Source organism: Bifidobacterium sp. W8110 (assembly GCF_016101375.1).
Taxonomy (GTDB): Bacteria; Actinomycetota; Actinomycetes; order Actinomycetales; family Bifidobacteriaceae; genus Bombiscardovia; species Bombiscardovia asteroides.
Genome location: NZ_JACFQO010000005.1, coordinates 148148 through 162109, shown reverse-complemented (window position 1 = coordinate 162109; position 13962 = coordinate 148148). Strand labels below are relative to the sequence as shown.

Annotated in this window: 11 protein-coding genes; 1 reads left to right on the top strand and 10 read right to left on the bottom strand. The window is 62.4% G+C overall.

What is annotated here, in order from left to right:
• Positions 1 to 277: 277 nt before the first annotated feature.
• Positions 278 to 1144: a TrmH family RNA methyltransferase gene (locus tag H3T88_RS08190; RefSeq protein ID WP_015021896.1), complete on the top strand. Its 867-nt coding sequence runs from the start codon at positions 278 to 280 to the stop codon at positions 1142 to 1144.
• Between the two features lie 272 nt (positions 1145 to 1416).
• Here H3T88_RS08190 and H3T88_RS08185 read toward each other — a convergent pair whose 3' ends face one another.
• From H3T88_RS08185 to aroQ, 10 genes are all read right to left on the bottom strand, one after another.
• Positions 1417 to 2733 carry a uracil-xanthine permease family protein gene (locus tag H3T88_RS08185; RefSeq protein WP_015021897.1) on the bottom strand — a complete coding sequence of 439 codons (1317 nt, stop codon included), beginning with the start codon at positions 2731 to 2733 and terminating at the stop codon, positions 1417 to 1419.
• Between the two features lie 101 nt (positions 2734 to 2834).
• Positions 2835 to 3557, bottom strand: a complete 723-nt coding sequence (locus H3T88_RS08180; RefSeq protein ID WP_198204236.1) for a metal-sulfur cluster assembly factor — start codon at positions 3555 to 3557, stop codon at positions 2835 to 2837.
• Complete coding sequence (gene sufU / locus H3T88_RS08175; protein ID WP_015021899.1) at positions 3554 to 4141, bottom strand: Fe-S cluster assembly sulfur transfer protein SufU; 588 nt, start codon at positions 4139 to 4141, stop codon at positions 3554 to 3556. The genes H3T88_RS08180 and sufU overlap by 4 nt, the downstream gene beginning before the upstream one ends.
• Positions 4142 to 4201: 60 nt before the next feature.
• Positions 4202 to 5476 (bottom strand): SufS family cysteine desulfurase, encoded by a 1275-nt coding sequence (locus H3T88_RS08170; protein ID WP_198204235.1) that lies wholly within the window; start codon positions 5474 to 5476, stop codon positions 4202 to 4204.
• Positions 5477 to 5497: 21 nt separating this feature from the next.
• Complete coding sequence (gene sufC / locus H3T88_RS08165) at positions 5498 to 6277, bottom strand: Fe-S cluster assembly ATPase SufC (RefSeq protein WP_015021901.1); 780 nt, start codon at positions 6275 to 6277, stop codon at positions 5498 to 5500.
• Position 6278: 1 nt separating this feature from the next.
• Complete coding sequence (sufD, locus tag H3T88_RS08160; RefSeq protein WP_198204234.1) at positions 6279 to 7505, bottom strand: Fe-S cluster assembly protein SufD; 1227 nt, start codon at positions 7503 to 7505, stop codon at positions 6279 to 6281.
• Complete coding sequence (gene sufB, locus H3T88_RS08155) at positions 7505 to 8959, bottom strand: Fe-S cluster assembly protein SufB (RefSeq protein WP_081581024.1); 1455 nt, start codon at positions 8957 to 8959, stop codon at positions 7505 to 7507. The genes sufD and sufB overlap by 1 nt, the downstream gene beginning before the upstream one ends.
• Before the next feature lie 260 nt (positions 8960 to 9219).
• A complete protein-coding gene (locus H3T88_RS08150) occupies positions 9220 to 10884 on the bottom strand; it encodes a CTP synthase (RefSeq protein WP_015021904.1) in 1665 nt (554 codons plus the stop codon).
• Positions 10885 to 10949: 65 nt separating this feature from the next.
• Positions 10950 to 13493, bottom strand: coding sequence for an excinuclease ABC subunit UvrA (locus H3T88_RS08145; protein WP_198204233.1), 2544 nt, complete (start codon positions 13491 to 13493; stop codon positions 10950 to 10952).
• A complete protein-coding gene (gene aroQ, locus H3T88_RS08140) occupies positions 13490 to 13960 on the bottom strand; it encodes a type II 3-dehydroquinate dehydratase (protein ID WP_015021906.1) in 471 nt (156 codons plus the stop codon). The genes H3T88_RS08145 and aroQ overlap by 4 nt, the downstream gene beginning before the upstream one ends.
• Positions 13961 to 13962 lie beyond the last annotated feature (2 nt).

Here is a 13962-nt window from a genome sequence, read left to right as displayed (position 1 = left end):
CCGACCTATTAACAACCACCCAACACGCTTACAGCCACAAGGCCAAACCCCCAACATAAACAACGCGTTTAGTTCCTATAGCCCATATTTGTTGAAAATCAGAATCACATACAGAATTAACTGATCTATGTATGGCTGGAATCGTTGTTTTTTGTGGATGCAGCTGATTAATACGGCTCTTTCTTATTATTCCCATTCTTCATCGGACATCATTCCGGCTTGGTTTTCGGTTGCACCGCCTATGCTGTTACCAGGACCAGAAGGAGGAACGGCAGGCGTGCTCAAGGTGAGAATCGACTCCATCGAGGATGACAGAATCGAGGCCTACACCAGGCTGACCGAACCGCAGCTGCGCAACCGCCTGGAACCCGCCAAGGGCCTGTTCATCGCCGAGTCCCCCAAAGTTATCTCCCGCGCCCTGGATGCCGGAGTTGAGCCGATTTCCTTCCTGGTTGAGGAACCTTGGCTGGATGGGATGCGCTCCATGTTCGACCAGGTGGATGCAGCCTTCGGACCGGACGTTCCCGTCTATGTGGCCAGCCCTGCGCAGCTCAAGACCATCACCGGCTACCGGCTCCATCGAGGCGCGCTGGCCGCCATGCGACGCTGGCCTCTGCCCACCGTTGAGCAGATCTGCCGATCGGCAAGGCGGGTGGCCGTCATGGAGAACATTGTTGATCACACCAACATCGGCGCCCTGATGCGTTCCGCGGCAGCCCTGCAGGTGGACGCGGTCCTGGTCACCCCCTCCTGCTCCGACCCCCTTTACCGCAGGGCCGCGCGTGTCTCCATGGGCACCGTCTTTCAGGTTCCCTGGACCAGAATCGGCGGCGACGACATCCACGCATGGCCCGACCAGGGCATGCGCCAACTACACGATCTGGGCTTTACCACGGCGGCCATGGCCCTGAACCCGGATGCCATCAGCCTGGATGAACTGGCTGAACGACTGGGTCCTGGGCCTGACCAGATTGAGCGTCTGGCTCTGATCTTCGGCACCGAAGGTGACGGGCTGAGCCACAGGACCATCGCCCGGGCGGACCTGACTGTGCGCATCCCCATGAGCCACGAGGTGGACAGCCTGAACGTGGCTGCCTCAAGCGCCGTGGCTTTCTACGCGACCAGACCCGAGCGTGCCAGCTGAGTCTTGCTGGCTGACCAAGCCGGGCAACTGACCGATCAATCCAAATCAGCCAGTCAAGCAACCAACCAACCAAACCAGCCAGCTGATCAAGCCAACGACTAAGCCCTATGAAAGGTAGCAAATTCCTACTGCCCTCCGCCGCTTCGCCTCATAGCCGGGCACCTAATATCGGGGGACCATTGACATCAGGTGATTTTCTGCATCGAGCCAACCTTGACATCAGACATCTTCAAGTATCAGACAACCGCGAAAGACGAATGCCCTCGACGCAATCAGCTCTGCTGTGAGACGGCCTGCGAATCCTCATGAATATAATCGTCCGGATCGATGGTTCCCCGCCAACGACCAATGGCCTTGAGACCGTGGTACATGACCAGCGTGGCGACCGAGCCGATGGCGATACCGTTGAAGCTGACTCCGGCCACCGCGAAGGTGAAGTCGGCGATGCCCACGATCATGACGACGGCGCCAACGGTCATGTTGACGGACTTGCCGAAGTCCACCTTGTTTTCCACCCAGATGCGGATGCCCAGCATGCCGATCATGCCGTAGAGCATGGTGGTGACCCCGCCCAGAACGCCGGTGGGGATGGTGTTGATGATGGCCCCGAACTTGGGGCAGAGGGAGAGCAGGAAGGCGAAAATCGCGGCGCACCAGTAGGCGGCCGTGGAGTAGACCTTGGTGGCGGCCATGACGCCGATGTTCTCCGCGTATGTGGTGGTGCCCGAGCCTCCGCCCAACCCGGCCAGCGTGGTGCCCAGTCCGTCGGCCATCAGGGCGGTGCCGATCTGGTCGTCATAATCGCGGCCGGTCATCAGGGCCACCGACTTGACATGACCGATGTTCTCGGCCACCAGGACAAGCACCACGGGGATGAACATGGCCAGGACTGATGGGTCGACCTGAGGAGTGTGGAAGTGAGGCAGACCGAACCAGGCGGCCTTCTCCACAGCCGCGAAGTCGACCTGGCCCTGGGTGACCGCGAAGATGTAGCCGACGATGACTCCCAGAAGGATGTTGAGACGGCCAATCAGACCCTTGAAGAGGACCGCTATCAACATGACGGCCACCAGGGTGACCAGTGCGGTCAGCGGGGCCGACTTGAAGTTCTTCCAGGCCGAGGGGGCCAGGTTGAAGCCGATGATGGCGACGATGGCACCGTTGACCACCGGGGGCATGATCATATCGATCCATCGCGAACCTGCGAAGTGGACGATCAGACCAATTAGGAAGAGCAGGGCGCCGGTGACCATGATCCCGAAGGAGGCCACAGCCAGACCCTTGTGGGCGGTGGTCACTGCCAGGACCGGGGCGATGAAGCCGAAGGAGCTGCCCAGGTAGGAAGGCAGGCGGTTGCGGTTGATCAGCAGGAAGAGGGCCGTGGACATGGCCGTGAAGAAGAGGGTGGTGGAGGGGTCGAATCCAGTCAGAATGGGAACCAGGAAAGTGGAGCCGAACATGGCGATGACATGCTGTGCACCGATGCCAGCCGTACGTGGCCATGTGAGTCGCTCATCGGGTTCCACCACTTCGCCCGGAGCCAATGTTTTCCCGTCGCCGTGCAGTTTCCAGCCCATGGACAATGCCATTTCACTGTGCTTTCTCTCGTGCGCCGTGCCGGTCACGGCGGACCGGAATCATCAGTATATTCACATGGGAGGACCCGAAACCATCTACCGGGCGGATGGTCTCACTGATAGGTGGGCATGTTCTCGAAGTTGAAGCCGATGGCGGCCAATTGTTCACGACCCTCAGGGGTGATCATGTCCAGGGTCCAACGTGGCGACCAGGTCCAATCGATGCGGAACTCCTCGACCAGGCCCGCCAGGACGCTGGCACACTGATCCTCGATCAGGTCAGTCAACGGGCAGGCCGGCGTGGTCAGGGTCATGGTAATGATGGCCCGTCCCAGTTCGTCGATTTCAATGCCATAGACCAAGCCCAGATCGACAACATCAATACCCAGCTCGGGATCGATGACCTGGTGCAGGGCCTCCCTGACATCCTCTGCAGTGGCCCGGCCGATGTCGTCAACTGCCTTCAGAGGGATGGCCTCCTCAGCAGCAGCCTCGGCATCAGCTGCATTCTGATCCGCAGGCTTCTCACCATTGGTGGCTGACGCACTTTCCGCGGATTCTACATTCGAACCCTGTCCAGCCGACGCACCTTCAGTGGAAGCTTCAGGGGTAGCTGCGTCAACAGGCTTATCGTCAGACTTGGCCGAATCGGACTTCTTATCCTCCTGGCCATCGACCTTACGCATGGAAGTGCCCTCGGCCGATTTCAGAACCGTCTCCGCGCCCAGGGGATTGCTGGCCAGAGCCTGCGCCGTGCCAGGGTCGCTAATGGCCCTGCCCACCGAGGCCAGGATGGAGTCCTGGGGCTCGGGAACCAGATTCGTATTGCCACTCATACCTGCTCCTCCTTCTCACCTTCGCCGCCCTCACGTCCAGCCGACAGGGCCTGGGCCACCGAGGCCTTCATGCCCTCCCAACCCAGCAGAGCGCACTTGATTCGCATGGGGTACTTGGACACACCCTGGAAGACCATGGCATCGCCAAGGGCATCCTCGGCTTGCTCATCCTCAAGTCCAGCTCCGCGAGATTCCATGAGCCTGCGGAAGTCAGCAGCCAGGTCCATGGCATGATCAACGGTCTGCCCCTGGACCAGATCCACCATGATGGACAGACTGGCCTGGCTGATGGAACAACCCGAACCCTGCCAGACGATTCGCTGGATGAGGTCGGGGCCGCCCTGCTCGCCAGGCGCCACTTCCACATGGATGGTGGCCTGGTCCCCGCAGGTGGGATTGAACTGATGGGACTCGGCAGCCAGGCAGGCCTCGTGCTCCACCCGGATGGTCACGCCGTCGCCATCGGAGTCTCCTCCCCCATCAGCCTGATCCCCTACGCGCCCGTGAGGATCACGGGCTGCGTCCAGAATCACCTCCTGGTACATCTGCTCCAGTTCTTCGTCATCCATCCCGAAATCCGCCATGTCCTTAAACCTACCAGTAAGTCTTTGCTAAAACCGTCAATGTGCCGCCGGTGAAGACCCTCAGCCCACTTTGAAGAAGCTGCGGACACCGGAGACGGCATCCAGCAGGGCATCCGTGTCGGCCACAGTATTGTAGACGCCGGTAGAGGCCCGGTTGGAGGCCATCAGGCCAAAGTGACGATGCACCGGCTGAGCGCAGTGGTGCCCCACGCGGATGGCAATGCCGCGTGAATCCACGTACTGGCCTACGTCGTGGGGATGGACTCCCTGAACGTCGAAAGCGACCGTGCCGATCCGGTCCTCTGGTGTGGTCGGACCTAGGATGCGCACTCCGTCCAACTCCCCCAGCCTCAACAGACCGGCGGTGATGGCCTTCTCATGTTCGGCCACCTTATCCATGCCCAAATCCATCAGCCAATCGGCGGCTACTCCGGCCCCGATCATCTGTGCCACCGGCTGTGTACCGGCCTCGAACCGAGCCGGGGGATCCATATAGCTGGCAGGACGATCCAGATAGGCCAACTCCACCATGGAACCGCCGAATGATGCCGGAGGCAGGGCCTCCAGGAGCTCCCTACGGCCATAGAGGAATCCCACACCGGTCGGGCCATACATCTTGTGGGCGCTCCAGGCAGCGAAGTCCACATCCATGGCGTGCAGATCGACAGGCAGATGAGGCACCGACTGGCAAACGTCCAGCACCACCGGGGCGCCCACCTGATGGGCACGGCGGACGATGGGCTTTATGTCGGTGATGGCACCGGTCACATTGCTGACGTGGGTGACGGCGACCACCTTGGTGCGCTCGGTAATGACCTGGTCGGCGGTATCGGCCAGAACACGGCCCTCCGGATCCAGATCGAAATACCTGAGGACTGCTCCGGTCCGGTAGCAGAGCTCCTGGAAGGGCAGGAGGACCGAGTGGTGCTCGGCCTTGCTGACCACCACTTCATCGCCAGGCTTCAGGGCGAATCGACGTGCCGCCTTCCCACCGCGACCCAGGCTGGCGTTGCCGAAGGCCGTGGCCAGCAGGTTCAGTGCGGCCGTGGCACCGGCGGTGACCACAATCTCCTCACCGCCCTCTTGGCCCTCTGCCCCTACCAGGGCGGCCACACGGGAGCGGGCATGCTCGAAGGCCATGGTGCTGCGGGCCGCCAGCTCATGGGCACCCCGGTGCACCCCGGCGTTGTCCTTCAAGTAGAAGTCCCGAACGGCATCGATGACCGCCAGGGGCTTCTGGGCAGTGGCAGCCGAGTCCAAGTAGACCAGAGGGTGTCCATGTACCTGCTGGTCCAGAATCGGAAACTGCTGGCGAATGCTGTCATCGATGACCATTGCGGACCTCTTCTCTCATCCTCAGGCCAGGGCCGATTCCGAGTCGGCGCCCTCGGGCAGGTACTGGTCATACCCGGTCTCCTCCAGGGTGTCGGCCAGCTCGGGGCCACCGGTCTTCACAAAGCGGCCGTCGGCGAAGACGTGGACGATATCAGGCTTGATGTACTTGAGGATCCTGGTGTAGTGGGTGACCATGAGCACGCCCATGCCGGTGTTCTCCTTGGCCCTGTTGACACCTTCCGAGACGATGCGCAAGGCATCAACGTCCAGTCCGGAATCAGTTTCGTCCAGGACGGCGAACTTGGGCTTGAGCAGCTCCAGCTGCAGGACCTCGGCGCGCTTCTTCTCACCGCCGGAGAAGCCCTCGTTGACCGAGCGCTGGGCGAACTTGGGATCCATGCGCAGCCGCTTCATGGCCTCATTCAGATCCTTGGTCCACTGGCGGATGGCCGGGGCCTTGCCGTCGACCTCGGTCTTGGCGGTACGCAGGAAATTGGTCATGGATACGCCGGGCACCTCGACCGGGTACTGCATGGCCAGGAAGAGTCCGGCCTTGGCCCGCTCGTCCGGGGTCATCTTGAGCAGATCCCGCCCATCCAGCAGGGCCTGGCCCGAGTCGACCTCATACTTGGGATGGCCGGCCAGGGTGTAGGCCAGGGTGGACTTGCCCGAACCGTTGGGCCCCATGATGGCGTGGGTCTCACCGGAGTGGACGGTCAGCGTGGCTCCCTTGAGGATCTGCTTGCGACCCTCCTTGGTCTCCACCGAGACGTGCAGATCCTTGATTTCCAATGTGGACATGTCAGTTCTCCTCCAAAACGTGCTGCATCTCTTGATCCTCGCCGGCCGCCAGCCTGCGGTCGATGACCCCCATCAGGTGCCCGGAGACGCTGGGGACGTCGATCTCCTCCACCAGTTCGCCGAAGAAGCCACGAACCACCAGCTTGCGGGCCTCCTGTTCGGGAATGCCACGGGACTGCAGGTAGAAGAGCTCCTCATCGTCGAAGCGTCCGACCGAGCTTGCATGGCCTGCCCCGATGATGTCGCCGTTCTCGATCTCCAGGTTGGGCTCGGAATCGGCGATGGCCCCAGGGGTGAGCACCAGGTTCCGGTTGAGCTCATAGGAGTCGGTTCCAGGCGCCGTGGGCTGAATGAGCGCGTTGCCCACCCAGGTGGTGTGCGCGCCGATTCCGTCCAGGGCCCCCTTGTAGACCACACGGGACTTGCAATTGGGATGGTTGTGCACCACCATGGTTCGATGCTCCATGTGCTGGCCGGGATCGACGAAGTAGATGCCCAGCATGTTCAGGTCACCTTGCTCGCCGCCGAAGTCCTGGTCCATGCGCAGCCGCACGACGTCTCCACCCAGACTGACCACGGAGTGACGCAGGGAGGCCTCGGCACCCAGGTGAATGCGGTGGTTGCCGATATGCTTGCTGCCCTTGTCCCACTCCTGAATGAAGGTGGTCGACATCTGCGAATTGTCACCGATGTCGATTTCAACACCCTCAGCCAGACGTGCCTGGCCCTGGTGCTCGACCACCAGATCGGCCTTGGTGCCCGCTTCGGCCTTGATCACCAGGTGGAAAGCATCCAGATCGAGGCCGCCACCGTTGACACGGACCAGCACAGGCTGATCCAGCGTGCCCTTGAGGTTGACCACAGTCGCCTGCCTGCCGCTCGCCCACTCCACAGCTGCCGCTCGGTCGCTGGGCTTGAGGACGGTGCCGCAGGGAGCCTGATTCATGGGAATCCGGCTGAAGCTGACCTGATCTGTGGGCGGTTCGGACCCGTCGATCATGGTGACTGAGACCTTGGTCAGACCGCTGGGCTTGAAGACAGCGAAGAACTCCTCCATCCGGTCGATGGGGGTGAACCGCCAGTCATCCTGCTTGCGGGTGGGCATGGGGAAGTCATCAGGGTTGAAGGAACGTGGCTCCTTGTCGGCACTGGACGGCATAGTGGCCGGGAAAGCGTAGGGATCCTTTGGATCCGCATGCGGAATGGTTATTTCGCTGTTTTGTGACATCAGCCTACCGAACCCTCCATCTGCAATTCGACCAAGCGGTTAAGCTCCAACGCATACTCCATGGGCAGCTGCCGGGAAATGGGCTCCACGAACCCGCGCACGATCATGCCCATGGCCTCCTTCTCCTCCAGGCCGCGGCTCATCAGATAGAAGAGCTGGTCCTCGGAGACCTTGGAGACGGTGGCCTCGTGGGCCATGGAGACGTCGTCCTCGCGAACATCCACGTGCGGGTAGGTATCCGAGCGGGAGTAGTCGTCCACCAGCAAGGCGTCGCAGACCACCGAGGAGGAGGACTTCTCGGCGCCTTTGATGATCTTGACCAGGCCCCGGTATGCGGCCCTTCCCCCGTTGCGGGAGATGGACTTGGAGACGATGGTGGATGAGGTATGGGGTGCCAGGTGAATCATCTTGGCGCCCGTGTCCTGATACTGCCCCTTGCCGGCGAAGCCCAGGGAGAGGGTCTCGGCCTTGGCGTAGGGCTCGGCCAGGATGCAGGCCGGATATTTCATGGTCGCCTTGGACCCGATGTTGCCGTCCACCCACTCCATGGTGCCGCCCTCGCGCACATAGGCGCGCTGGGTGACCAGGTTGTAGACGTTGTTGGACCAGTTCTGGACCGTGGTGTAGCGCACACGGGCGTGGGGCTCGACCACAATCTCCACGTTGGCCGCGTGCAAAGAGTCAGTGGAGTAAATGGGTGCTGTGCAGCCCTCCACATAGTGGACGTAGGAACCCTCGTCGGCAATGATCAGCGTGCGCTCAAACTGGCCCATGTTGGGTGTGTTGATACGGAAGTAGGCCTGCAGGGGGATGTCCACATGGACTCCCTTGGGCACATAGACGAAGGATCCGCCCGACCAGGCCGCCGTGTTCAGTGCGGCGAACTTGTTGTCGTCCGGGGGGATGACCGTGGCGAAGTACTTGCGGAAGAGGTCCGGGTACTCTTTCAAGGCAGTGTCCGTATCCAGGAAGATGACCCCTTGTTTGCGCAAGTCATCGCGGATGGAGTTGTAGATGACCTCGGACTCGTACTGGGCGGCAACACCGGAGACCAGCCGCTTCTTCTCGGCCTCGGGGATGCCCAGCCGGTCATAGGTGGTGCGGATGTCGTCGGGCAGGTCCTTCCAGTCCTTGGCCTGCTCCTTCAGGGGCTTGACATAGTACTTGAAGTCGTCGGCATCGAACCCGCTTAAATCCACGCCCCACTTGGGCATGGGCTTTTCCATGAAGGCCCGATAGCCCTTGAGACGCATCTGCAGCATCCAATCAGGCTCGCCCTTGTCGGCCGAGATGGCCCGGACCACGTCCTCATCAATGCCCTTGTGGGCGTTGCGCCCGGCATCATCGGAGTCGTGCCAGCCATAGGTATAGTCGCCGAATTCGGAGATGATCTGGTCGTCTTTTTTGATTTTTTCTTCGTTGACGCGGGAGCGGTCGGCCACATACTGGCTCATTTCCACATCCCGCGATGTGTCTGTCCGCTGCGAGGTGCTGTCCACGAGCTGAGACCTCCTAACACACGCACGGCCGCCATATGCGGCCGTTCACACCATTACAGGATAACCGGGACGATAGTGAACCGCCAGACCTGGGCTTACGCTCTCTAAGGAATCCAGCCCGCCCTCTTGACAAAAGCACCGATACGGACAATCGCCCGCCTCCCATAAGAGGGAAACGGGCGATCATGGTCAACGTTTTTGAAAAGGGATTGACCTCAGGCGGCCTCCTGGCCTCCGTGCTCCAGGCTGGCCTTGACCAGGCCGGCGAAGAGGGGGTGCGGCTTGGTGGGCCGGGACTTGAACTCCGGGTGGGCCTGGGTGCCCACATAGAAGGGGTGCTGATCCTGGGAGAGCTCCACGAACTCGGTCAGCTGCCCGTCCGGGCTGGTGCCCGAGATGTGCAGGCCGGCCTTGTCCAGCCGTTCCTTGTAGGCCACGTTGACCTCGTAGCGGTGGCGGTGACGCTCGGAGATCTCGGTGGAGCCATAGAGCCGGGCCACCAGGGAATCGGGCTTGAGCACTGCCGGGTAGGCGCCCAGCCGCATGGTGTGGCCCATGTCGCCGTGGCCGGCCACGATGTCCTTCTGCTCCTCCATGGTGGCGATGACCGGGTTCTCGCAGTCAGGCTCGAACTCCGAGGAGTTGGCATCCTCCAGCCCCAGGACGTGGCGGGCGAACTCGATGACCATGGACTGCAGACCCAGGCAGAGACCCAGTGCGGGCAGGCCGGTCTCGCGGGCGTAGCGCAGGGCGCCGATCTTGCCCTCGATGCCACGGATGCCGAAGCCGCCGGGGACCACGATGCCGTCCACGCCCTCCAGGGCCTTGCGGGCGCCGTCCATGGTCTCGCAGGTATCGGCGGCCACCAGCTTGACCTGGACCTGGGACCGGTTGGCGAAGCCGCCGGCCTTCAGCGCCTCGATGACCGACAGGTAGGCGTCAGGCAGGTCGATGTACTTGCCCACGATGGCGATGGCCACCTTGGTCCGGGGGTTGTGGACCCTGTCCAGCAGATCCTCCCACTCATTCCAGTCGACATCGTGGAAGGGCAGCTCCAGCTTGCGCACCACATAGGCGTCCAGACCCTCCTTGTAGAGGATCTTGGGTACGTCATAGATGCTGGGAGCATCAACACAGTTGACCACGCCCTCGGCATCCACGTCGCACATCAGGGAAATCTTGTCCTTGATGGCCTGGTTGAGCGGCCGGTCGGAGCGCAGCACCAAGGCGTCAGGGGCGATGCCCAGCTGGCGCAGGGCCATGACCGAGTGCTGAGTGGGCTTGGTCTTGAGCTCGTGGGCGGCGGCCACGTAGGGAACCAGGGAGACGTGGACGAACATGCAGTTGTCCGGGCCGATGTCCCGACGAACCTCGCGGGCAGCCTCCATGAAGGGCTGGGACTCGATGTCGCCCACAGTCCCGCCGATCTCGGTAATGATCACGTCCACGTCGTCACTGGCCTGGGCCCGCATGCGGCTCTTGATCTCGTTGGTCACGTGGGGAATGACCTGGACGCACTGGCCCAGGTACTCCCCCGCCCGCTCCTTGCGCAGAACGGACTGGTAAATCTGACCAGTGGTCACGTTGGCCTTCTGGGAGAGGAAGACGTCGGTGAAACGCTCGTAGTGGCCGATGTCCAGATCGGTTTCGGCCCCATCCTCGGTCACGTAGACCTCGCCGTGTTGGAAGGGGTTCATGGTCCCCGGATCGACGTTGATATAGGGATCCAGCTTCTGTTGAAGAACGCGGATTCCGCGGCTTCTCAGCAGTCGGCCCAGAGAGGATGCGGTCAGTCCCTTGCCCAGTGAAGAGACCACGCCGCCGGTGACGAAAATGTGTTTGGTGATATGCCCTTGCGAATTTCCATGTTCTCTGACCATGGAACTTCAGCCTATCAGCCAGGAGCGACCAGAAACCGGCCAACACTCGAGGAAGCGGGACGGATTCAGGGACGGCTCAGATGCAGGTGGTCGGCCAGGTAGCGGCCGGTCACCGAATCCGGGTTGCGGGCCACGGATTCAGGGTCGCCCTGGGCCACGATTCTTCCGCCCCGGTCGCCGCCTCCCGGGCCCATATCGACCACATGGTCGGCGTTGGCGATCATGTCCAGATCGTGCTCGATGAAGATCACCGTGGCCCCCTTGCCGACCAGGCGCTCCAGCACTCCAATCAGGACACGCACATCCAAGGGATGCAGGCCTGTGGTGGGCTCGTCCAGGACGAACATGGAGCCGTTCTGCCTGCGGCCCAATTCGTTGGACAGCTTCAGCCGCTGGGCCTCCCCGCCAGAAAGCGAAGGGGTATCCTCCCCCAGGGTCAGGTAGTCCAGGCCCAGGTCCTTCAGGGTCTGCAGGCCTCGGCGGATGGCCGTGTACTCGCGGCCATGCGCGAAGACCTCCAAGGCCCGGCCCACCTCCATGGCCAGCAGATCGGGCAGGCTCAAAGGCTCCGAATGGGCCGGCGTGGACAGACGGTAGTGCTCGGCCTCCGGACGGTACCGCCGACCATGGCAGCTCGGGCAGGTGATCGGAATGTCGGGCAGGAACTGTACATCCAGGCTGATCTGGCCTGTTCCGTCGCACTGGGGGCAGCGCAGGGATCCGGTGTTGTATGAGAATGCCGAGATGCCCAGCTTGTCCTTTTTCGCCTGGTCAGTAGCCGCGAAGAGACGGCGCAACCGGTCCATCAGCCCCGAGTAGGTGGCCACCGTGGAGCGCACGTTGATGCCGATGGGCGAGGAGTCCACCAGGCGAACCCGGTCGATGCCGGCCGGGTCCAGGCTGCGCACATGTTTGGGCATGGGATCGCCCTGGATACGGGCTTGCAGGGCGGGGACCAGGGACTCCAGGATCATGGTGGTCTTGCCGGAACCGGATACGCCGGTCACTGCTGTCATGCATCCACGAGGAATGGCCAAATCCAGCGGGTGGACCGTGTGAATGGATCCTGCCTGCATACGGATCCACTCATTCTCTGCAGGCATGGGATGCCGATCGCGTACCAAAACGGGCTCGCGTCCATCCAAAAACCCGGCAATGCGCGAGTCAGGGACGGCGGCAATCCGCTCAGGGGCTCCCTGGGCCAGGATTCTGCCGCCGCGCTCGCCTGCTCCGGGACCCATTTCGATCAGATAGTCGGCTGATTGCAAAACCTTGACGTCGTGGTCGACGAAAACCACTGAGTTACCGTCGGCCAGCAGGTCGCGCATGACCCCTATCAGCCCCTCCAGGTTGGCAGGATGCAGGCCGGTCGAAGGCTCGTCCAGCACATAGAGCACGCCTGTGGTTTCATTGCGCACAGCCCTGGCCAGCTGGGCCCGCTGCCGCTCACCTGTGGATAGTGATGCGCTGGAGCGGTCCAGGGTCAGGTAGCTCAGTCCCAGCTGCATCAACCGCCTGCCCATTTCGTCCAGGGTCTTGCAGAGGGCCGATGCCATAGGCCGCATAGGTTCGGGCAATGTGGGCGGCAGTCTCCGACCCCAGTCCAGCACCTTATCCAGGGGCCAGGAGGTGACCTCGGCCAGATTGTCCCCGTTGATCTCGGGCAGACGCGCCCGTTGGTTGAGCCGGGTGCCCTTGCAGTCCGGGCAGGTCCGTTCGGTCAGAAACTTGGCCACCTTGGCCAGGCGCTTGTCGTCGTTGGCCCTCTTGAGCTCCTCGGTCACGGTCAACCGTGCGTTCCGGAAGGTGAAGTCCAGCTCATGGACCCCCTTGACCGAGGTGATGGTGATGTGCTTCTTTTCAGCCGGGCCCTCGAAGACGATCTTCCGCTCCCGATCGGTCAGATTCCGCCAAGGTACGTCGGTGCGGACTCCGAACTCGCGCACGATGTCGGGCTGGACGTTGAAGCCGAAGGTCCGCCAGGGCACCACGGCCCCCTGGTCGATGGTCAGGCTGTCATCGGGAACCAGAGTGGCGTCGTCCACCTCGCGCACGGTCCCGGTCCCCTGGCAGGTAGGACAGGCTCCCAGTGAGTTGAAGGCCAGTTCCTCGGCGCTGGGAGGCTCCATTTTAGCGCCGCAGATCGGGCAGGTGATGGGGATCTCGGCCGCCACTGCCAGGGTGGGCTCCTGGCGATGGCCATTGGGGCAGACATGGCTGGCCAGCCGGGAGAACATCAGCCTGAGCACGTTGAGCAGCTCGGTGGCAGTGCCGAAGGTGGATCGCATGCCGCCCACTCCCGGCCGCTGGCGCAGAGCTAAAGCCGGCGGCAGGAAACGCACCGACTCCACCTGGGGACGTTGGGCCTGGGTCATCCGCCTCCTGGTGTAGGTGGACAAGGATTCCAGGTAGCGCCGGGAGCCCTCGGCATAGAGGACCCCCAGAGCCAGGGAGGACTTGCCGGAGCCCGAGACCCCGGCGATGCCCACCAGGTGATTCAAAGGAATGTCGACATCCAGGTTGCGCAGGTTGTGGACCCGGGCGCGGCGGACAAGGATGGCCTTGGGCGGTGCGGAGAGTTCCCTGCTGGTCTCTCCGCTGTCGCTCATGCGGTCTCCAGCAGGTGGGCCACAGCTTCCAGGGCCAGCCGGTAACCGTAGAAGCCCATGCCGGTGATGGTGCCGGTGGCCACCGGCGAGATGACACTGCGTCGGCGGAAGGCCTCCCTGGACGAGGGATTGGAAATATGGACCTCCATCAGCGGCAACCCTGCCTGGGTGACCTGGACGGCGGCATCGGCAAGGCCATAACTGTAGTGGGTGAAGGCGGCCGGGTTGAGCACCACCGCGCTACCCTGGTCCACGGCCTGATGCATCCAGCGGATGACCTGACCCTCGTCGTCCGATTGCAGCACCTGAGCATCCAGACCCAGCTGCTGACCCCAGTGTTCGCAGTCACGGGTCAGCGCCGCCAGATCCTGACGACCGTAGACCTCAGGGTCGCGCACACCCAGCCGACCCAGGTTGGGTCCGTTGACCACCAGAACCTTCTGCCTGCCCTTGTCGGCATCCGCCATCT

Bases quoted from the DNA above. Each gene is read 5' to 3' on its own strand.
- sufB (WP_081581024.1), bottom strand. From the start codon at position 8,959: ATGAGCCAGTATGTGGCCGACCGCTCCCGCGTCAACGAAGAAAAAATC.
- H3T88_RS08150 (WP_015021904.1), bottom strand. From the start codon at position 10,884: ATGGTCAGAGAACATGGAAATTCGCAAGGGCATATCACCAAACACATT.
- aroQ (WP_015021906.1), bottom strand. From the start codon at position 13,960: ATGGCGGATGCCGACAAGGGCAGGCAGAAGGTTCTGGTGGTCAACGGA.
- H3T88_RS08180 (WP_198204236.1), bottom strand. From the start codon at position 3,557: ATGAGTGGCAATACGAATCTGGTTCCCGAGCCCCAGGACTCCATCCTG.
- sufD (WP_198204234.1), bottom strand. From the start codon at position 7,505: ATGTCACAAAACAGCGAAATAACCATTCCGCATGCGGATCCAAAGGAT.
- H3T88_RS08145 (WP_198204233.1), bottom strand. From the start codon at position 13,493: ATGAGCGACAGCGGAGAGACCAGCAGGGAACTCTCCGCACCGCCCAAG.
- H3T88_RS08170 (WP_198204235.1), bottom strand. From the start codon at position 5,476: ATGGTCATCGATGACAGCATTCGCCAGCAGTTTCCGATTCTGGACCAG.
- sufU (WP_015021899.1), bottom strand. From the start codon at position 4,141: ATGGCGGATTTCGGGATGGATGACGAAGAACTGGAGCAGATGTACCAG.
- H3T88_RS08185 (WP_015021897.1), bottom strand. From the start codon at position 2,733: ATGGCATTGTCCATGGGCTGGAAACTGCACGGCGACGGGAAAACATTG.
- sufC (WP_015021901.1), bottom strand. From the start codon at position 6,277: ATGTCCACATTGGAAATCAAGGATCTGCACGTCTCGGTGGAGACCAAG.